The 18,623-nt window shown below is 55.3% G+C and carries 21 protein-coding genes, 1 tRNA gene and 1 riboswitch; of the genes, 18 read left to right on the top strand and 4 right to left on the bottom strand.

Annotation, left to right across the window (positions count from 1 at the left end):
• The first annotated feature begins 39 nt into the window (after positions 1–39).
• Both LG31_RS0111185 and LG31_RS0111190 read left to right on the top strand, forming a co-directional pair.
• Positions 40–915: a LysR family transcriptional regulator gene (locus tag LG31_RS0111185; protein WP_033114553.1), complete on the top strand. Its 876-nt coding sequence runs from the start codon at positions 40–42 to the stop codon at positions 913–915.
• A 76-nt stretch (positions 916–991) separates the two neighbouring features.
• The gene (locus LG31_RS0111190) at positions 992–1,936 is read left to right on the top strand and encodes a LysR substrate-binding domain-containing protein (RefSeq protein WP_033114554.1); all 945 of its coding nucleotides are present in this window, start codon (positions 992–994) and stop codon (positions 1,934–1,936) included.
• Positions 1,937–2,030: 94 nt separating this feature from the next.
• On the opposite strand, the gene ribA is transcribed toward LG31_RS0111190, so the two are convergent.
• Entirely contained in the window at positions 2,031–2,624 is a 594-nt protein-coding gene (gene ribA, locus LG31_RS0111195; protein WP_033114555.1) for a GTP cyclohydrolase II, read from the bottom strand.
• Positions 2,625–2,882: 258 nt separating this feature from the next.
• Between ribA and cmk the strand changes: the two genes are divergently transcribed.
• The 6 genes from cmk to pyrF all read left to right on the top strand — a co-directional run bounded on the left by cmk (position 2,883) and on the right by pyrF (position 8,056).
• A complete protein-coding gene (gene cmk / locus LG31_RS0111200) occupies positions 2,883–3,575 on the top strand; it encodes a (d)CMP kinase (protein ID WP_033114556.1) in 693 nt (230 codons plus the stop codon).
• A 95-nt stretch (positions 3,576–3,670) separates the two neighbouring features.
• Positions 3,671–5,341, top strand: a complete 1,671-nt coding sequence (gene rpsA, locus LG31_RS0111205; protein WP_005299919.1) for a 30S ribosomal protein S1 — start codon at positions 3,671–3,673, stop codon at positions 5,339–5,341.
• A 92-nt stretch (positions 5,342–5,433) separates the two neighbouring features.
• Entirely contained in the window at positions 5,434–5,718 is a 285-nt protein-coding gene (ihfB, locus tag LG31_RS0111210; protein WP_005299934.1) for an integration host factor subunit beta, read from the top strand.
• Between the two features lie 157 nt (positions 5,719–5,875).
• Positions 5,876–6,160, top strand: coding sequence for a LapA family protein (locus LG31_RS0111215; RefSeq protein ID WP_033114557.1), 285 nt, complete (start codon positions 5,876–5,878; stop codon positions 6,158–6,160).
• Positions 6,161–6,169: 9 nt separating this feature from the next.
• Positions 6,170–7,336: a lipopolysaccharide assembly protein LapB gene (gene lapB, locus LG31_RS0111220; RefSeq protein ID WP_033114558.1), complete on the top strand. Its 1,167-nt coding sequence runs from the start codon at positions 6,170–6,172 to the stop codon at positions 7,334–7,336.
• 18 nt (positions 7,337–7,354) lie between these two features.
• A complete protein-coding gene (pyrF, locus tag LG31_RS0111225) occupies positions 7,355–8,056 on the top strand; it encodes an orotidine-5'-phosphate decarboxylase (protein WP_033114559.1) in 702 nt (233 codons plus the stop codon).
• Here the strand turns inward: pyrF and rrtA are convergent.
• Entirely contained in the window at positions 8,031–8,624 is a 594-nt protein-coding gene (gene rrtA / locus LG31_RS0111230; RefSeq protein ID WP_033114560.1) for a rhombosortase, read from the bottom strand. The two genes, pyrF and rrtA, sit on opposite strands and share 26 nt — an antisense overlap.
• Here rrtA and LG31_RS0111235 point away from each other — a divergent pair.
• The 5 genes from LG31_RS0111235 (at position 8,623) to LG31_RS0111255 (ending at position 11,499) form a co-directional block, all read left to right on the top strand.
• Positions 8,623–9,246: a tRNA-uridine aminocarboxypropyltransferase gene (locus LG31_RS0111235; RefSeq protein WP_033114561.1), complete on the top strand. Its 624-nt coding sequence runs from the start codon at positions 8,623–8,625 to the stop codon at positions 9,244–9,246. The two genes, rrtA and LG31_RS0111235, sit on opposite strands and share 2 nt — an antisense overlap.
• A 20-nt stretch (positions 9,247–9,266) precedes the next feature.
• Entirely contained in the window at positions 9,267–9,974 is a 708-nt protein-coding gene (gene queC, locus LG31_RS0111240) for a 7-cyano-7-deazaguanine synthase QueC (RefSeq protein ID WP_033114562.1), read from the top strand.
• A 61-nt stretch (positions 9,975–10,035) separates the two neighbouring features.
• Positions 10,036–10,707 carry a 7-carboxy-7-deazaguanine synthase QueE gene (gene queE, locus LG31_RS0111245; RefSeq protein ID WP_033114572.1) on the top strand — a complete coding sequence of 224 codons (672 nt, stop codon included), beginning with the start codon at positions 10,036–10,038 and terminating at the stop codon, positions 10,705–10,707.
• A gap of 1 nt (position 10,708) precedes the next feature.
• Positions 10,709–10,939, top strand: coding sequence for a DUF3820 family protein (locus tag LG31_RS0111250; RefSeq protein WP_033114563.1), 231 nt, complete (start codon positions 10,709–10,711; stop codon positions 10,937–10,939).
• On the top strand, positions 10,936–11,499 hold the full coding sequence (locus tag LG31_RS0111255; RefSeq protein ID WP_033114564.1) for a cob(I)yrinic acid a,c-diamide adenosyltransferase: 564 nt from the start codon (positions 10,936–10,938) through the stop codon (positions 11,497–11,499). Before LG31_RS0111250 ends, LG31_RS0111255 begins: the two co-directional genes overlap by 4 nt.
• Before the next feature lie 68 nt (positions 11,500–11,567).
• On the opposite strand, the gene LG31_RS0111260 is transcribed toward LG31_RS0111255, so the two are convergent.
• Positions 11,568–11,972: an H-NS family histone-like protein gene (locus tag LG31_RS0111260; protein ID WP_033114565.1), complete on the bottom strand. Its 405-nt coding sequence runs from the start codon at positions 11,970–11,972 to the stop codon at positions 11,568–11,570.
• Between the two features lie 302 nt (positions 11,973–12,274).
• Positions 12,275–12,446: riboswitch (Lysine riboswitch) on the top strand.
• Positions 12,447–12,534: 88 nt separating this feature from the next.
• On the opposite strand from LG31_RS0111260, the gene LG31_RS0111265 reads away from it, so the two are divergent.
• Positions 12,535–14,115: a Na+/H+ antiporter NhaC family protein gene (locus LG31_RS0111265; RefSeq protein WP_033114566.1), complete on the top strand. Its 1,581-nt coding sequence runs from the start codon at positions 12,535–12,537 to the stop codon at positions 14,113–14,115.
• A gap of 91 nt (positions 14,116–14,206) precedes the next feature.
• The gene (locus LG31_RS0111270) at positions 14,207–14,788 is read left to right on the top strand and encodes a thymidine kinase (RefSeq protein WP_033114567.1); all 582 of its coding nucleotides are present in this window, start codon (positions 14,207–14,209) and stop codon (positions 14,786–14,788) included.
• A gap of 71 nt (positions 14,789–14,859) precedes the next feature.
• On the opposite strand, the gene LG31_RS0111275 is transcribed toward LG31_RS0111270, so the two are convergent.
• Positions 14,860–16,197 (bottom strand): flavohemoglobin expression-modulating QEGLA motif protein, encoded by a 1,338-nt coding sequence (locus LG31_RS0111275; RefSeq protein WP_033114568.1) that lies wholly within the window; start codon positions 16,195–16,197, stop codon positions 14,860–14,862.
• A gap of 188 nt (positions 16,198–16,385) precedes the next feature.
• On the opposite strand from LG31_RS0111275, the gene LG31_RS0111280 reads away from it, so the two are divergent.
• The 3 genes from LG31_RS0111280 (at position 16,386) to LG31_RS0111290 (ending at position 18,397) form a co-directional block, all read left to right on the top strand.
• On the top strand, positions 16,386–16,811 hold the full coding sequence (locus LG31_RS0111280) for a type III secretion system chaperone family protein (protein ID WP_033114573.1): 426 nt from the start codon (positions 16,386–16,388) through the stop codon (positions 16,809–16,811).
• A gap of 134 nt (positions 16,812–16,945) precedes the next feature.
• Positions 16,946–17,033, top strand: a tRNA-Ser gene (locus LG31_RS0111285).
• Between the two features lie 83 nt (positions 17,034–17,116).
• Positions 17,117–18,397: a site-specific integrase gene (locus LG31_RS0111290; RefSeq protein WP_232048241.1), complete on the top strand. Its 1,281-nt coding sequence runs from the start codon at positions 17,117–17,119 to the stop codon at positions 18,395–18,397.
• The last annotated feature ends 226 nt before the right edge of the window (positions 18,398–18,623 follow it).

Below are 18,623 nucleotides of genomic sequence, written 5' to 3' on the forward strand. Positions count from 1 at the left end.
ATATATTTAAGTTATCCATCTCATAAGATGAATTGATACATGGACCTGAAACAACTCACCTATCTGCTGGCGGTCAGGGATGCCGGATCTTTTACCCGGGCGGCCCACAGCCTGCATGTGGCCCAGCCAGCCATCAGCATGGCCATTGCCAAGCTGGAGCAGCAGCTCGAGCTGCGCCTGTTCGACCGTCAGGACAGGGCGGTACGGCTGACGCCGGAGGGGGAGGTGCTCTGTCGCCACGCCGAGCGTCTGTTGTTGCAGATGCACCAGGCTGAGGCCGAGATGGCTGAGCTCAAGGGGCTGGAGCGGGGGGAGGTGCGTATCGGGATCCCCTACATGATGGGCTCTTACTACTTTCCTTCGCGCCTGATGGCTTTCAAACATCGTTATCCCGGACTCAAGATCCGGGTGGAGGAAGCGGGCACCCGGGAGCTGCTGAGCCGGATGGTGGATGGCACTCTGGATCTCGCCATCCTGATCACCAGTGATCTGCCCCCGGCCATTGAAGGGGCCCATCTGCTGAGCGAAGAGATGCTGATGGTGGTGGGGGAGGATCATCCGTTGCGCGGCGCAGCATCCGTCACGCTCGCCCAGTTTTTTACCCAGGAGTTGGCACTGTTCCGGCGTGGCTTTTACCACCGGGAGCACATGGAGGCACTGGCACAGAAGCTCGGGGTTGAGCCCGACATCGCCTTCGAGAGCAACCTGATACCCCTGCTCAAGGCGGTGGTGCGTCAGGGTTTTGCCGTGACCACCTTTTTGCGGATGGTGTTGGAGGAGGAGCCGGACTTGTGCGGCGTGCCTTTCGAACCTCCGATTTTTCTCGATCTCTGCGTAGCGTGGCGACGGGGTGATCAGCTCTCCATGGCCAACCGTGCCCTGCGCGATTTCTTGCTCAAAGATCGCCCTGCCTGATGGAGCTGGGCCGTGTCGACAGTGGGCTGGCAAAAGTTGATTACTATTAGTGGTGTCTCCGCCAGAGGATTGCGCCATGAAGCTGCAGCAACTGCGTTATATCGTCGAAGTGGCGAATCACGGCCTTAATCTGTCGGCGACGGCCGAGAGCCTCTACACCTCCCAGCCCGGGATCAGCAAGCAGGTACGGATGCTGGAGGATGAGCTTGGCATCCAGATCTTCGAGCGAAGCGGCAAGCATCTGATCCGGATCACCCCGATCGGTCAGGAGGTGATCAAGGTCGCGACCAACGTGTTGGAGAAGGCGGCAACCATCAAGACGATGGCGAGGGCTCATATCCACCCGGAACAGGGACAGCTCACGATCGCCGCGACCCATCTGCAAGCCCGCTATATCCTGCCCGACCTTATCAAGGGATTTGTCGCCCGTTTTCCCAAGGTGATGCTCACCCTGATGCAGGGAGATGCAGCAACATGTTGCAGTGCTCTGCAAAGCGGTAGGGCTCACCTGATGTTGCTTGATGATCTCGAAGATCATCACGACGAGGGTTTGCTGATCCTGCCGAGCTTCCGCTGGCTGCGGGGTCTGGTGGTGCCGGCGGGCCATCCTGTGGCGGCCCGCTCGCCGAGTTCACTGGCTGACTTGGGCAATGTGCCGCTGATCAGCGATGGACGATCATTGGCACCAACGTCAGCCCATGAGGAGCATCGCATAGTCTGTCTGGCCAGTGACAGCGATGTGCTCAAAACCTATGTCAGGCAGGGGATGGGGTTTGGCATCATAGCGATGCTGGCGCGGGAAACGGGGCGCGACGATGATCTGGTGATGAAGGCGCTGCCCGATCTGCCGGCCGGGATTGCGGCTATTGGCCTGCGCAGAGGGGCATTCGTGCCAGCCTATCTTTATGATTTCATTGCGCGTCTTGCACCTGAGCTCAGCCGTGAGCGGCTTGATGAGTATCTTGCCGCACCTGGTCAGAGGGAGTGGCAGGCGCTGCTGGCCACCTTGCCCGAGCGCTGAGAAGCCTGTAGTCCAAATACCTGTAGTACAAATAAAAAAACGCCTCCGCAGGGAGGCGTTTTTCATTGCCAGTCAGCATCACTGTCAGCCAACATCACTTTTTCAACATGTGATCCAGTTTGCTGGCCTTGGTCGAGAGGTAGAATTCGTTGTGGGGATTGCGTCCCTCCTGCAGGGGAACTCGCTCGGCCACCGGAATGCCAAAGGATTCCATCGCCTTCATCTTGCGCGGGTTGTTGGTCATCAGCTTGAGGGATTGCACCTCCAGCTGTTTGAGCATGTCGGCACAGATGGTGTAGTCGCGCATGTCGGCGGCAAAGCCGAGCGCTACGTTGGCCTCAACGGTATCGGCGCCCTGATCTTGCAGATGATAGGCGCGGATCTTGTTCAAAAGACCGATACCGCGACCCTCCTGACGGACATACAACAGCACGCCACGGCCCGCCTTGGCGATGTTCTCCAATGCGGCCTGCAGCTGGAAACCGCAATCACAGCGCAAGCTGAACAGAGCATCACCGGTCAGACATTCGGAGTGAATACGCCCGAGAACGGGTTCGGCGCCAGTGATATCGCCCATCACTAGGGCTGCGTGATCCTTGCCTGTGCCGGTTTCCTGAAAACCTACCAGCGTGAAGGTGCCCCAAGGGGTTGGCAACTTGGATTTGGCCACTAGGGTAACGCTGCTCATAGGTTGCTCCTTACTACAACTGCTCAGAAAAAGGGGCCCAGTTTAGCGCGCCTTCTGGATGACGACCATAAGAACAAGTCCCTGCATTGATTAATGAAATAGTGAAGCAAATCAACAGATGGCGTCGTTGGTATCCCTATTTTCCCCTTTTGCGCAAATCTGGTGACAGATAACTGCCAGCGCCGGCACATTCGGGTATAATCGGCGCCCATTAACTCGCTCCAAGGAGCGGGAGCAACATTGTGCAGGAGAGAAGTTATGCCTCAGATGGCCCCCGTAATGACAATTGATGGCCCAAGTGGTGCGGGCAAGGGCACCTTGTGCCAGTTGCTGGCAGAAAAGCTGGGTTGGCACCTGCTCGACTCCGGCGCCATCTATCGGGTGTTGTCACTGGCTGCCCTGCATCATGATGTCGAGCTCGATTCCGAAGCCGCGCTGGTGCCGCTGGCCGCCAATCTGGATGTGCAGTTTCAGGTGGAAGGTGATCTGGTCAAGGTGATCCTGGAGGGGGAGGATGTCTCCCGCACCATCCGGACCGAGCAGGTCGGCAACGCCGCCAGTAAAATCGCGGCATTCCCGCGGGTGCGTGAAGCCCTGTTGCGCCGTCAGCGGGCATTTCGTCAGGCGCCTGGCTTGATTGCCGATGGTCGCGATATGGGCACCGTGGTTTTTCCTGAAGCCGAAGTGAAGATTTTCCTCGACGCAAGTGCTGAAGAACGGGCCCAGCGCCGCTATAAGCAGTTGCAAGATAAGGGCTTTGATGTTAACTTTGAGTGTCTTTTAACCGAGATCCGTGAGCGTGACGATCGCGATAGAAATCGCGCCGTTGCCCCCCTGAAACCGGCAGAAGATGCTCTCGTGGTGGATTCAACTGCCATGACCATAGAAGAGGTACTGGCAACAGTGCTCGCCTATGCAGAGCAACAACTCGGAGATGCCAGCGCAAGCTGACATCCGGTCGTCTGCACCATGGATGGCGCAGATTATTAAAAACAACCCCGCTTGTGCTGGATGACAAGTGGATGTTTCATTTGTGACATAAACTAATGATCGAATCTTTTGCTCAACTCTTTGAAGAGTCCCTGAACGCCGTTGAAACCCGTCAAGGTTCCATCGTCAAGGGCACTGTCGTTGCTATCGAGAACGGTTTCGTACTGGTTGACGCCGGTCTGAAATCCGAGTCCGCTATCCCGGCTGAAGAATTCAAGAACGCCATGGGCGAGCTGGAAATCAACGTAGGTGACTCCGTTGACGTGGCTCTGGACTCTATCGAAGATGGTTTCGGCGAAACCAAGCTGTCCCGCGAAAAAGCCAAGCGCCACGAAGCCTGGCTGCAGCTTGAAAAAGCTTACGAAGAGCAAGCTACCGTTATCGGTATCATCAACGGCAAGGTCAAGGGTGGTTTCACCGTTGAACTGAACGGCATCCGTGCCTTCCTGCCGGGTTCTCTGGTTGACGTGCGTCCGATCCGTGACACCGCTCACCTGGAAAACAAAGAACTCGAGTTCAAAGTCATCAAGCTGGACCAGAAGCGCAACAACGTTGTTGTTTCCCGTCGCGCAGTGATCGAAACCGAGAACACCTCCGAGCGTGAAAGCCTGCTGGCTAACCTGCAAGAAGGTCAAGAAGTTAAGGGTATCGTCAAGAACCTGACCGACTACGGTGCATTCGTAGATCTGGGCGGTGTTGACGGCCTGCTGCACATCACCGACATGGCGTGGAAGCGCGTTAAGCATCCTTCCGAAATCGTCAACGTTGGCGACGAGATCGCTGTCAAGGTTCTGAAGTTCGACCGCGAGCGTACCCGTGTATCTCTGGGTCTGAAGCAACTGGGCGAAGATCCGTGGGTTGCTATCGCCAAGCGTTACCCGGAGACCACCCGTCTGTCTGGCCGTGTGACCAACCTGACCGACTACGGCTGCTTCGTTGAAATCGAAGAAGGCGTTGAAGGCCTGGTACACGTATCCGAGATGGATTGGACCAACAAGAATATCCACCCGTCCAAAGTTGTTAACGTTGGCGACGTGGTTGACGTGATGGTTCTGGACATCGACGAAGAGCGTCGTCGTATCTCCCTGGGTCTGAAGCAGTGCAAATCCAACCCGTGGCAGCTGTTTGCCGAAACTCACGCCAAAGGCGACCGTGTTTCCGGCAAGATCAAGTCTATCACTGACTTTGGTATCTTCATCGGTCTGGACGGCGGCATCGACGGTCTGGTTCACCTGTCTGACATCTCCTGGAACAACCAGGGTGAAGAAGCAGTTCGTGAATTCAAGAAAGGCGACGAGATCGAAGCCGTTGTTCTGCAAGTTGACCCGGAGCGTGAGCGCATCTCCCTGGGCGTCAAGCAGATCGAAGAAGACCCGTTCAATAAGTACCTGTCTGACAACAAGAAAGGTGCTATTGTAAAGGGTAAGGTTACCGAGGTTGATGCCAAAGGTGCCGTTATCGAACTGGCTGACGGCGTAGAAGGCTACCTGCGTGCCTCCGACGCTGCTCGTGACCGCGTAGAAGACGCCACTCTGGTGCTGTCTGTTGGTGACGAAGTTGAAGCTAAATTCATGGGCGTTGATCGTAAGAACCGCACCGTAAGCCTGTCTGTCCGTGCTAAGGACGAAGCTGACGAGCGCGTTGCTATCGATAACCTGAACCAGCAAGAAGAAGTTGTGTTCAGCAATGCTATGGCTGAAGCGTTCAAAGCCGCCAAGGGTGAGTAATCCTTGATGCAAGAAAAGGGCGGCATTGCGCCGCCCTTTTTTATCCTGGCAAAATGATTATTGCATGTGATCGGGGAAGGAGATTTAACGTTATGACCAAATCAGATCTCATCGAACAACTGGCAGCCAGCCGCATGCATATGCCGGCCAAGGATGTCGAAGCCGCCATCAAGGAGATCCTTGAGCAGATGGCGTCGACCTTGCAAAACGGCGACCGGATTGAAATCCGTGGATTCGGCAGTTTTTCACTGCACTATCGTGCCCCTCGTGTGGGCCGTAACCCCAAGACCGGGGACAAGGTTGAACTGACCGGGAAATATGTCCCGCACTTCAAGCCTGGCAAAGAGTTGCGCGAGCGCGTCAACATCATCGAATAATGCGAAAATGGGCATACCTCGGGTATGCCTTTTTTGTTTTTGGCACACAAATCGTGCCAACCATCTTGTTTATCAAACTCTTTTCCCATTCACTCTAGAGTCTGCCTGCGATTTTAAGGATAATCAGCCTCTCATTAGATACTGACAGGGAGCTCTTATGAAGCGTGTTTTGGCCCTCATTCCGCTGGTGCTGGTGTTTGTCCTCACCCTGGCGTTAGGCTCACAAAATGGCCAACTGGTTCAGTTCAATTACCTGATTGCTCAGGGCGAATTCTCCCTCGCCATGTTGCTGGGATTCTTTTTTGCTGGTGGTTTCATGCTGGGCTGGCTGGTATTCGGCCTGCTTTTCCTGCGCTTGAAGCTGCAAAACCGCACCCTCAACCGCACCATGCGTCGTCAAACCCGCGAGTTGGAGCTGGCCCGTTCAGCGGGTAAGGAATAATGTTCCTCAATGCTTGAACTGCTTTTCCTGCTGCTGCCCATTGCCGCCGGTTATGGTTGGTACATGGGGCGCAGGAGTGTTCGCCAGGACACCCAGAAACAGAGTAACCAGTTTTCCCGCCAATATGTGGCGGGTCTCAACTATTTGCTGTCCGATGAATCCGACAAGGCGGTGGATCTCTTTATCCAGCTGCTGGAAGTGGACAGTGAAACCATCGAAACCCATCTTTCTCTCGGCAACCTGTTTCGCCAACGTGGCGAGGTAGACAGAGCCATCAAGATCCACCAGAACCTGGTCACCCGCCAGTTGACTCGCGAGCAGCGCCAGCTTGCGCTTCAGGAGTTGGCCCGCGACTTTCTTGCCGCTGGCTTGCTGGACCGGGCCGAAGCGCTTTGGAACGAGCTGTGCGAAGACAGTGACTTCGAAGAGACGGCGCTGGCTCAGCTGTTAATCATCCATCAGCAACTGCGTGACTGGGACAATGCCATCTCGGTGGCGGTTCGCCTGCAAAAGTATCAAGGCAAGAAGCTGGCCGAACCTATCTCCCACTTTTATTGCGAGCAGGCTGAAAGCGCGCTGCGTGACGGCGACAAGTCCACTGCGCTTGCCAAGTTCAAGCGAGCGCTCAGCGTCAATGCATGCTGTGCCCGGGCCAGTCTGCGTCTGGCTGAGCTGGCAATGGAAGAGGCGGAGTATGAACAGGCAAGCAAGGAGCTACTGCGGGTATTTGAGCAGGATATCGATTTTGCCTCGGAAGCGATGCCCAAGCTGCTTGAGTGCTATCAGCAATTGGGGCGCACTCACACCCTGATCCCGCTGCTCGAGAAAGCTGTTGAAGAGCATGCTGGTGTGACGGTTACGCTGGCTCTTGCCCAGCTGGTCGAGGAGCGTGATGGCCTGAGTCAGGCTCGTGCGCTGGTGCTGCGCCAGTTGCGTCGTCACCCTTCCATGAAAGGGTTTTACCAACTGGTCGGCTTTCAGCTGGCCAGTGCGGAGGAGGGGCCGGCCAAGGAGAGTCTCGAGCTGTTGCAACAGCTGGTTGGCGAACAGATCAAAATCAAATCAACCCACAAGTGTCGGCAGTGCGGCTTTGCCACTCACTCGTTGTTCTGGCAGTGCCCATCCTGCCGGCAGTGGGGTTCCATCAAGCCGATCCGTGGTCTGGACGGTGAATAACCATCAATAGGAAGTGAGATGCTCGATCCAAAAGTACTGGTAGCGCTGGATTATCAGAACGAAGCAGATGCCTTGGCGTTCGTTGAACGTATTTCTCCGGCCGAGTGCCGTCTCAAGGTTGGCAAGGAGATGTTTACCCTGTTTGGCCCGCAGTTTGTACGCCAGCTGGTTGCCAAGGGATTTGATGTCTTTCTGGATCTGAAATTTCACGACATTCCCAATACCGTAGCCAAGGCGGTAGCAGCCAGTGCCGAGCTCGGTGTCTGGATGGTCAATGTGCATGCCAGTGGTGGCGAGCGAATGATGCGGGCAGCCGTCGATGCGCTGCAGCCTTACGGTGACAAGGCGCCGCTGCTTATCGGGGTGACCGTGCTGACCAGCATGGAGCAATCCGACATGGCGCCGCTGGGCCTTGATGTGACCCCTGCCGAGCAGGTGATCCGGTTGGCCAGGCTGACCAAAGAATCCGGGCTTGACGGTGTGGTTTGCTCGGCCAACGAAGCTCGCGAGCTGAAGGCGTTGCTGGGGGCTGATTTCAAGCTGGTGACCCCGGGGATCCGTCCAAGCGGATCCGAAGCAGGTGATCAGCGCCGCGTGATGACGCCGAAAGCGGCAGTAGATGCGGGGTCCGACTATCTGGTGGTTGGCCGCCCTATCACTCAGGCTGCTGATCCGGCCGCGATGCTGGCTGCCATCAATCGCGAGTTGGCGGGGGAGTAAGCCCGGCCGTCACCGAGACCGGGTGCAGGCCGAGTAGCAGGCCTGCACCTGCACCGATCAGATGAGATTCTATGTGGACTCTGGCGCCGAGCAGGGTCGATATCGGGCTCTCGCCTGCATTGTAGAAATCCATTGCCAGCTTGAGTCCCACGCCAGCCAGCAGCAGCCAGCCCGCTGTACGGCGACCATGCCGGATATCCTGGATGGCTCCCCAGACAAACACTCCGTGCAGTGATCCCGACAGCCCCATATACCACTGGGTGTGCGGGCACCAGAACCAGATACCGAGCCCCACGGCCCCCCAGAGCAACAGCATCAGGAGTGGCAGCCGGTTATTGCCCAGATAGTCGCGAAACAGGCAGTAGAGGATAATTAAACCTGCCAGATTGAGCAGCAGATGCCACAGATTGGTATGAGCCAGATTGCCTGTTATGATCCGCCACCCTTCACCTTGAGCAATCTCTGCCCGGTCGAAGGAGAGCTGAAGATCCGGTACGGTAACAAAAAGCAGCAAGCTGGTGAGAGAGAGCGTGATAACCCAGAACAACCCAGATTTTTCTGACGACATGAAACAGCCCAACGACAAAAACAGTCGATACTGTACACGCTGTACCCGAGCCCTCAAAGCGTGCCTGTGCGAATATATCGTGCCACTTGAAAACCGTACGCCTCTCTACATTCTTCAGCATCCCTATGAAGTGGCCCACCCAAAGGGCACGGCAGCACTGCTGGCTGCCTCGCTGCAACAGGCAGAGATCCGGGTCGGGGAGGATTTTTCCGGCGATACGTGGCTCAACGACCTGCTTGCCGACCCCTCTTTGCGCTGTTATCTGCTCTGGCCGGATGAAGAGGCCATTTCACCTGCTGAGCTCAGAGAGCAGATGGCGAGCGTCTCATCAGGTGCGACATCCGTGGCTTTTATTCTGCTTGATGGCACTTGGCGTAAAGCCTTTCGGATGTTGCAGAGTAACCCGGCGCTTGCCCGTTTGCCGCGGATCGGACTCGGTGCCATCGCAGGGCAATATGCGATTCGTAAAAAGCCGTTTCCTGAAGCCCTTTCGACCATAGAGGCGGGCTACCATCTGTTATCTCAATGGGAGGGTGAGCCCGAACGCTATGCCCCCCTGCTTACCCTTTTCGAGCGGCTCAATACCCAGTGGCAAGCCTTTGCCGAGGGGCGCCGGACATGACATTGCAAGGAGTTCTCCGTATGAAAAAAGCAGTTGTGGTATTTAGTGGCGGTCAGGACAGCACTACCTGTCTGGTGCAGGCGCTGGCCAATTATGACGAAGTTCATGCGATCACATTCGACTATGGCCAGCGTCATCGGGAAGAGATCGATACCGCCCGCCATCTGGTGCAACTGCTGGGTGTCACCGCCCACAAGGTGATGGATGTGACCTTGCTCAACGAGCTGGCTATCTCGGCGCTGACTCGTGACGATATTCCGGTGAGCTGTGATCTGCAGGATAATGGCCTGCCCAATACCTTTGTGCCGGGCCGCAATATTCTGTTCCTCACGCTGGCCTCTATTTATGCCTATCAGGTCGGTGCCGAAGCGGTGATCACCGGGGTATGCGAGACCGATTTTTCCGGTTATCCCGACTGTCGCGACGAGTTCGTGAAGGCACTCAATCAGGCGGTCTCCCTGGGGCTGGATCGCGGCATCCGTTTTGAAACACCGCTGATGTGGCTCGACAAGGCCGAAACCTGGGCGCTGGCGGATCACTATGGCCATCTCGATACGGTGCGCCAGCAGACGCTGACCTGCTACAACGGCATCGCGGGCGATGGTTGCGGCACCTGTCCCGCATGTAATCTGCGTAGCCGCGGACTGGACGGTTATCAGGCAGACAAAGCGGGGATCATGGCCAAAATGCGTGAGAAAACCGGACTGGGTGAGAAAAGCGGAGCATGAGCCTGCCTCTGGCTGATGATTGGGGTATAATCCGCGGCTTTTGCAACAAGCTGTGACCAAGATGCACTACCCAATCAACGAGATATTCCAGACCATCCAGGGGGAGGGGGTCTTTACCGGCCTGCCTGCCATCTTCGTTCGCCTGCAAGGGTGCCCGGTGGGCTGCCCCTGGTGCGATACCCGACATACCTGGGTGGTCGATCCTGCTCGTGAAGTGGGCAGAGAGCGTGTGCTGGATCGTTCCAACGAGTCGGATTGCTGGAGCCAGCTCACTACCGAGCAGATCCTCGCCAGCTTTGTCGAGCTTGGCTATCAGGCGCGTCATGTGGTGATCACCGGTGGCGAGCCCTGTCTCTACGATCTGACCGAGCTCTCGTCAGCGCTGTTGGCAGCGGGTTATCAGGTTCAGATTGAAACCAGTGGTACCAGCGAAATCAAGACTCATGAGCAGACCTGGGTCACGGTATCACCCAAGATCGGCATGAAAGGCGGGTTGCCGGTGCTGGTCTCTGCGCTTGAGCGGGCCAACGAGATCAAGCATCCGGTGGCAACAGAACATCATATCGAAGAGCTTGATACTCTGCTGGTTACCGCGAACCTGCGCCCGGATGTTGTTATCGCATTGCAGCCTATCAGTCAGAAACCACGAGCCACCCAGCTCGCGATGGCAACCTGTATTGCCCGTAATTGGCGACTCTCTATTCAGACTCATAAATATCTGGATATCGATTAATATGGAGTGGCTATCCGATGAGCAGGTGCTGCTTACCCTGAGCCATAAAATGCCTTACGGCAAATATCAGGGGCGGCGCATCATCGATATTCCGGAGCCTTATCTGGTATGGATGGCCCGCAGTGGTTTTCCTGCGGGTAAACTGGGCCAGACATTGGCTCTTGCATACGAGATCAAGCTCAATGGGCTGGAGTCCATGATTATTCCCATTATTAACAGGATGTCAGAATGAGAATATATACCCGGCAGGGTGACAAGGGGATGACCCGGTTGGCAGATGGTACCCGTTTGGCCAAGGACCATTTGCGGGTAGAAAGCTATGGCTATATTGACGAGCTCAACTCGCATATAGGTCTGCTGATTTGCGAGATCCCCCAGCAAGAAGCAGGTTTATTGGCGGATCTGCAGTTGTTGCAGCAAGAGCTATTTGATCTGGGCGGTGAATTGGCATTTTCCAGCTCAGCCCAAAATGAGTCAATTTGGCAGGTCAATGAGAGATGGATTAACAGGCTGGAGCAGCAAATAGACAGCTACAGCGAACATTTGCCGCCGTTACGCCAGTTTATTTTACCCGGCGGCTCCCGTGCGGCTGCGCAGGCCCATGTGGTGCGGACGCTAGTTCGTCACTGTGAGCGCCTGCTGTTGACCCTGAGCCGCGAAGAGTGCGTCAATCCTGATGCGCTGGCTTATCTTAACCGGATGAGCGACTGGTTCTTTACCATTGCCCGTTATCTGATCTGCAAGTCAGAGGGACAAGAAGTATTCTGGGTCAAAGCCACGGATCGCAGATAAAGATTCAGAACGTAGCCAATAAAAAACCTCGCAATAGCGAGGTTTTTTATTGGCATCTATCACTGAAATCAGATAGCGAAATCTTCCAGTGATTTACCTGCTTCAACTGCTTTGGCAATAGCAGAAGGCATACGACCCTGACCGGTCCAAGTCTTCTCTACACCGTTATCATCATAACGATATTTGGCCGGGCGAGGGGCGCGCTTGGCTTTTTCTGCCTTGGCTGGAGTAGCTGCAACAGCGCTAACCAGCTCTGCAGGATCAATACCGGCAGCTTTCAGCATTTCGGTATATTCATTGATTTTACGCAGATGCTCTTCACGAGCCTGACGTTCAGCGGCTTCATCCTGCTGACGTTCGGCAACGATTGCTGAGAGTTTTTCAAGCGCTTCTTCCAGCTGCTCCAGAGAGAGTTCACGGCAGGTGGCACGCAGACTGCGGATATTAAGCAGCACTTTCAAAAATTCATTCATAGGATTGTCCACGTCAAGTCAGAGGGAAATATTATGTTCATCCTGATTTTTACGTGTCACTTTAAATAAGTCAAGAAGGGCAAAAATAATAAGTAGAAGATAAGTCGTCATCACGAGAGATTATATTCGGCATTCAATCATATTAATGGATGCTTATGAGGCTTTAATTGGTTAAATGTGTCGCAAAAAGAAGCTAAGCTGCATCAATTGACTACCTTTTTGGGTACTAACGTCATACATCATGATTATTTAATCAAAAAACTTGCTATAAGCTGCCAGCTGGATAAAATGTCTCTCGAATACCTTTAAGTAGAGGCGCGCTGCCTATGACTACTTGTGCGGAGGGTGATGCCGATGATGCACAAGGAAAGGAGTCAGCGCCGAAGTGGCCAGGCCATCATACCGGGCTGCTGGTTCTGTATCTAATAGGTGCAGGACTGCCATAGTCATCCACTATGGAGCGCTACCTGAAGGGGCTGAGGAGTATAACCTCCCCATAGGTTTTGTTTCTTTAGATCCTCTCGGTAGATCTCCACCTGTAATCTTTAGGTGCAAAGAGATCATGGACATTAGTCATTTCGCCGACTCCGGTTGGTCCGTACTTCCCCCCTTATTGGCTGTCGCCTTGGCGATCCTGACCCGCCGCGTGCTGCTGTCACTTGGCGTCGGTATTTTAACCGGCAGTCTGTTGCTCAATCAGTTTTCCCCCCTCGACTCCCTGCAATATCTGCTGGGTACCGTGCTGAAGATTTTCTGGGTTGATGGTGCACTCAACCGTGACAACATCAACATGCTGCTCTTTATGCTGCTGCTGGGTGGCCTCATCAGTCTGATGAGCGTATCCGGTGCAACCCGCGCCTTTGCCGAGTGGGCCGCCAAGCGCGCCAAGACCCGCAAAGGGGCCAAAACCCTCACCGGCATGATGGTATTTGCCTTCTTTATCGATGACTTCTTCCACAGCCTGTCGGTGGGCGCTATCTGCCGTCCTGTGACCGACCGCTTCCAGATCTCCCGCGCCAAGCTGGCCTATCTGCTCGACTCCACCGCAGCGCCAGTCTGCGTGCTGATGCCGATCTCTTCCTGGGGCGCTTATATCATCGCATTGGTTGGCGGCATCATGGCGGCGCACGGTCTGACCGATCAGAGCCCCATCTCTGCGTTTGTCGAGATGATCCCGATGAACCTTTACGCCGTCTTCACTCTGATCATGGTACTGGTCGTCATCGCGTTTCAGCTGGATATCGGCCCGATGCGTCAACACGAGCAGTGGGCGCTGGAAGGCAAGCTGTGGGATGAATCCAAGGGGCGCCCCATTGGTCTGGATATGGAGAGCCCGGAGGAGAGCAATGGCGGCATGATCGACATGGTGCTGCCGATCCTGACTCTGACCGCGGCTACCGTCTATTTCATGATTGACTCGGGTGCCGCTGCCCTGAGCGAAAAGGGCCTGCCTTTCAGCGTGCTCGGCTCGTTCGAAAACACCAATGTGGGCTCCTCGCTGGTCTATGGCGCGATCTGCAGTCTGGTGGTTTCCATCGGTCTGGCGATGCGTCTCAAACTCGGCGCCAAGAACTGGATCAAGGCTGCCCCGCAAGGCGTCATGGCCATGTTACCGGCCATCAATATCCTGCTGTTCGCATGGACCATCGGTGCCGTAGTGCGCGATGTGGAGACCGGCAAGTACTTGGCATCTCTGGCCAATGGCAATCTGCCGATTGAGGTGCTGCCGGCCGTAGTCTTCATCCTCTCTTGTGCCATGGCGTTTGCCACCGGCACCAGTTGGGGCACCTTCGGCATCATGCTGCCGCTGGCCGGTGACATGGCTGCGGCCAGTGACATCAGCCTGATGCTGCCGATGCTGGCTGCTGTTCTGGCTGGCTCGGTGTTCGGAGATCACAGCTCTCCCATCTCCAGTACCAGCATCCTCTCTGCGACGGGTGCAGGTTGCCATCACATCGATCACGTGATGACCCAGCTCCCCTATGCGCTGGCCATCGCCTTCGGTGCGGCTCTCGGTTATCTGGTGATGGGGTTGATGCACTCCGGTTTTGCCGGTTTCAGCGTCAGCGCCCTCTGGTTTGTGCTCTTTACCAGTTACCACCTGAAAAAGGCAAAAGCGCAGCCAGCGCTCGCAACGGCATAACATTAATAGAGCAAGGGGCCCACGGGCCCCTTGGTTTTGGCGGGGGCTTTGGTTAGCATGCGCCCCATAAATTCAGTTTCGGAACAGTATCATGGCTTCACTGCACTACAAGTTTGCCACCATGAATTCAGGCAAATCGACCCAGCTCATTCAGGCACACTTCAACTATCTGGAGCGGGGGATGCACCCGCTGGCCATGACCCCTGCCATCGATGACCGTTTCGGGGTCGGAGTGATCAGTGCCCGGGTTGGCCTTGAACTGAAGGTGGACGTATTCAGCGACAGCTGTGATCTGTTTGAAATGGTGAAAGCGCGCCATGCCAAGAAACATATCGATGTCTTTATCGTGGATGAGGCTCAGTTCCTGACCAAGGAGCAGGTCTATCAGCTGGCCCGTATCGTCGACGAGCAGGATATTCCGGTGATGGCCTATGGCCTCAAGACTGATTTTCGTGGCGAGCTGTTCCCCGGCTCCTACCATCTGCTCTGTCTGGCTGACAAGTTTGAAGAGCTGAAGAGCATCTGCTGGTGCGGCAACAAGGCCCACATGAACTCCCGGGTCAACGAAGCCGGCCAGGTGATGCGCGATGGCGAGCAGGTGGAGATCGGTGGCAACGATCGCTATGTGTCACTGTGCCGCAAACACTATCTGGAAGGGCGGGCGTTCAAATAACCCGTACCTTGCTGCAAGGTTATGAATCAAAAAGGGGCGCCAATCTGGCGCCCCTTTTGTCTATTTGCCGTTCAGTCGATCTCGATATCGACGGGGGCAATGATGGGGTCTGCTACCGGCAGGCGATGAAACAGCTGACGAAAGTGCTGCTGTACCCGGCCGATATCGACCAGCGACATGCCGGAGGCAAAGCCAAACCAGACATAGAGGCCGGTGAGATCGCGAAACATCGGCGGCAGGTAGCGGGGTGTGGCGATCAATCCCTCCAGATAGTGCTGATAGATCACCGGAATATCGTCCAGCGTCACCTTGCCGACAAACAGCATCGGCAGGATCTCGGGCACCCCCTCCAGTACGGCGCTGCGGATGAAGTTGACCGTCTCTACATAACCCCTCACATAGGAGAGGTCCTTGGTAAAGCAGGCGCCTCCTTCGACCATGCCGCCGCGAAATACCCGCTGGGTGATTTTGTAGGCATCGTGCTTGCTGGTGCCCTGGCCCACAAAGTGCTGAAACACCTCGATGAAGTCGGCACCCCGCTCGGCCATGTCGATGGCCATCACCCGATCTGAGATGCGCTTGGCTCGATCCGGGAAGGAGCTAAAGGTGAGGGTCTCTATCAGGACGGCCAACCCCTCCTGACAGGCGGTGATGCGCGGCGAACCTGCGCTCAGCCAGGTGGCGTAGGGTTGCTGGCGACCGTTTAGGGTGGTGCCAACATGTACCCACCCCTCATGCACTTCCAGCACCTGCAGGTCGAGCTCGGAGAAGCGGGCGTGGGAGTTGAGCTTGATGTAGTCGCCACCGGCCGCCGCGTCCGACACGATGCCATCGCTCAGCTTGACCTGCACGGTGCCGTCACTGAAATAGCTCGACAGCTTGCCCTGCAATTTGGCCACTGCAGCTTCTCCCTCGAACTCCTTGGGGTAGGGGCGTACCAGATGGCGGGCCCCGGGGAGGGAGAAGATATCGCACAGGCGAGCACCCAGCTCCTTGAGGGTCTTGCGATCCCCGCGCAGGTGATCGCTGGCAGAGCCATAAAGCAGCTGGCTATAACGCTGAAAATCGGGTTGGCCTCGCTGGCGCAGCATCTCGATCACCACCATGTACTGATCCACCGTCTCTTGCAGGATGAGCCCCAGATCATCTTGTGGTCCCAGCTTTCTGTGGATCCTGTCTCGCAGCTCCTTGAGTTCGAGATATTTGTTGCGCGGATCAAAGCCAAGGGGGAGGGACTCGTAGAAACGGCAGTCGATGGCGGGCAGGGTACGCCCCCCATCAGCCAGAAAGCGCTCCTGGGTCTGTCGTGGCCACTTGATGGCATCCAGAATACGAATCGGTTTTTGCAGGGCGAGCAGCTCATCCGAAAGGGATTTCAGATGGAGGCGATACTTTTCTTGGATGGTCATGGGGCCCCCTGTGGGGCAAGCGTAGCCGTGGATTGGGCTGAGTATATGCATAGCGCTTGCCAAAAAGAAGCAAGCTGCGCGGTTATTGGGCTGGCGTGCTTTTGGTTGCCGGAAAATTGGTTTAGACTGCGCCCCTCGATCCCAATCTTGTCGTGGAAATAATGAATATCCCCAGCTCCGAAATGATCATGCGTTGGTTGCAACAGGCTCGTATCGAGCACTACGTTTGCGATCAGTGCCATGGTATCCACATTGTCTCCTTGCAGTCGGTCGATGGCATTCAGGAGAGCCGGATCTTCGTGGAAGAGGAAGGTCTGCTCTTCTCATCCGAGCTGGAAGTGCGTCCTTCGGCCCTGCTGCCGCTGGTGGCTGAACTCGGTCGCTTCAATATGCAGTACCCCTCGCTCAAGGTATTCCTCGACATCATCGACGACAACCTGCCGCGTCTGGTCATTGGCCACACCGTGTTTACCAAGGCGGGCCTGAGTGTCGAGCAGTTCCTGCTGTTTGTGCAGAGCACCATTGCCGCGACCCATGAAGTGGTTTCCGAATGTGAGCGTTTGGGCTTCCTCAACCTGCCTGAAATGCAGGTTGCGCCGGAATCTGTACATTAATTCCGCGAACGATCTGTTTTGCCAAAAAAGCCGTTGACGCGGGCGGGGCTTTCCCCTAAATTACGCCCCGTTCCAGCGCAACGGCGCAGCGAACACCGTGTTGGCTGAACACGCTAAACAACAGACCAAAATTTGGTGAGGTGTCCGAGTGGCTGAAGGAGCACGCCTGGAAAGTGTGTATACGGCAACGTATCGAGGGTTCGAATCCCTCCCTCACCGCCAAATATAACCCGTTGAATTTCAACGGGTTTTTTCATTTCTAGACTTACGTGATTTTTTTCCTGGATCAACTGGGTGGAACAATCATGTATCTGAGTAAAAATGCCTCCGGCACCTACTACACCCGCCTCCCACTCCCCAAGGTTTTGCGTGACAGAGGCCTTCCATTTGCCATTCGCACCTCCCTGTGTACCAAAGATCGTCAGCTCGCAGTAGACCGAAACCTGGCTGTGGCAGCTCGTACTCGCGCACTTATCGCGGCTACCCCTGCTGATACTTCCCCTCGCAGTTTCTATCGCTGGATCCGCGCCGATCTAGACGCGTTCAAAGCTGCGGGGTTCATCCCTCCTCAAACACCTTCCACACCTCGTGAACCTTCTGTTAATGCCTCAGCTTGCCCTAGCAGTGGGATCACGCTCAGCCATGCACTGGCGAGATTCATCGAGACTAAAGCCAGTGAGGGGATCCAGCACAAGACGATGGGCCAGCTCCAACTTCGGATCAACGCCTTCGTCACCTGGGCCAAAGGGGTTAAAGTCGATGAGGTGACGCCCGCGCTGGCACAGGAGTATCGCAACATCTTGCTGCGCAAGAGCGACATCAGTTTCAAAACTAAGACCGATTATCTGGCTGCCCTGAAACAGTTCTTCCGTTGGTGCGTGGCACTGGACTATTGCAGTCGTAACCCATTCGATGGGCTGACGGCAGGTAAAAAGCCGAACAAACGGGCGGATGAGGAGCGAGTGCGTTGGTATCGCCCTCAACTGGCTCAGCTGTTTGCCAGCCTGCGCAGCAAACAATCTCAGAAAGGCAAAAAATTGAGGATCCAAGACTGGTGGGTACCCTTGCTGTGCCTGTATGCCGGGCTGCGACCCTCCGAGGCTTGCCAGCTCAAAACGCAAAATATCAAACAGGTCGAGGGGATTTGGTGTTTGGTAGTCGATGCGGGAGAAGCGGATCAGCAGCTCAAAACTGCCAATGCGTACCGTACCGTGCCACTGCACAGTGCGTTGATCGGACATCAATTCCTGGACTATGTGGAGAGTCGTCGCAGCCAAGGGAAGGTATTTTTGTTCGATGACCAACCATCAGGCAAAGACGACGACTGGGCGCATAACATCACCTGTCGCTTCCAACGCCACCTCAATGATGCTGGCATCGTAGGTCAGGGCCGCCCCACCATTTACGGGATGAGACACGCGTTTATCGATGAGCTGCAACAGGCGGACGTTGCTGAGCATATTGTGGCCGAACTTGCGGGACACAGTAAAAATGGCCTGACGTTTGGGCGCTACGGCAAGCGACTAGGTATTGCGTTGCTGCGAGAAAAAATCGAGTTAATCCCCAGCGATTTAGTCGATTTTTGAATATCAGGCGAAATAGGCATTTGAGTGGGTGAGGTATACCCACTCACGTGCTCACCTGGCAAGGTAACATGTTGATTTTCATCATTAAAACAGTATGGCTTGCTTCTGCTGTCACTGGTCATTAATTTGACAATTTATTTATTTCAAATATATTTAAAATTGACATTAAATTAGTTTTTGTTAGGTTTCACTTTTTATTTGACTTGGTTTTTGCTGAATGTAATCC

The sequence above is a fragment of the Aeromonas lacus genome (assembly GCF_000764665.1).
Classification (GTDB): Bacteria; Pseudomonadota; Gammaproteobacteria; order Enterobacterales; family Aeromonadaceae; genus Aeromonas; species Aeromonas lacus.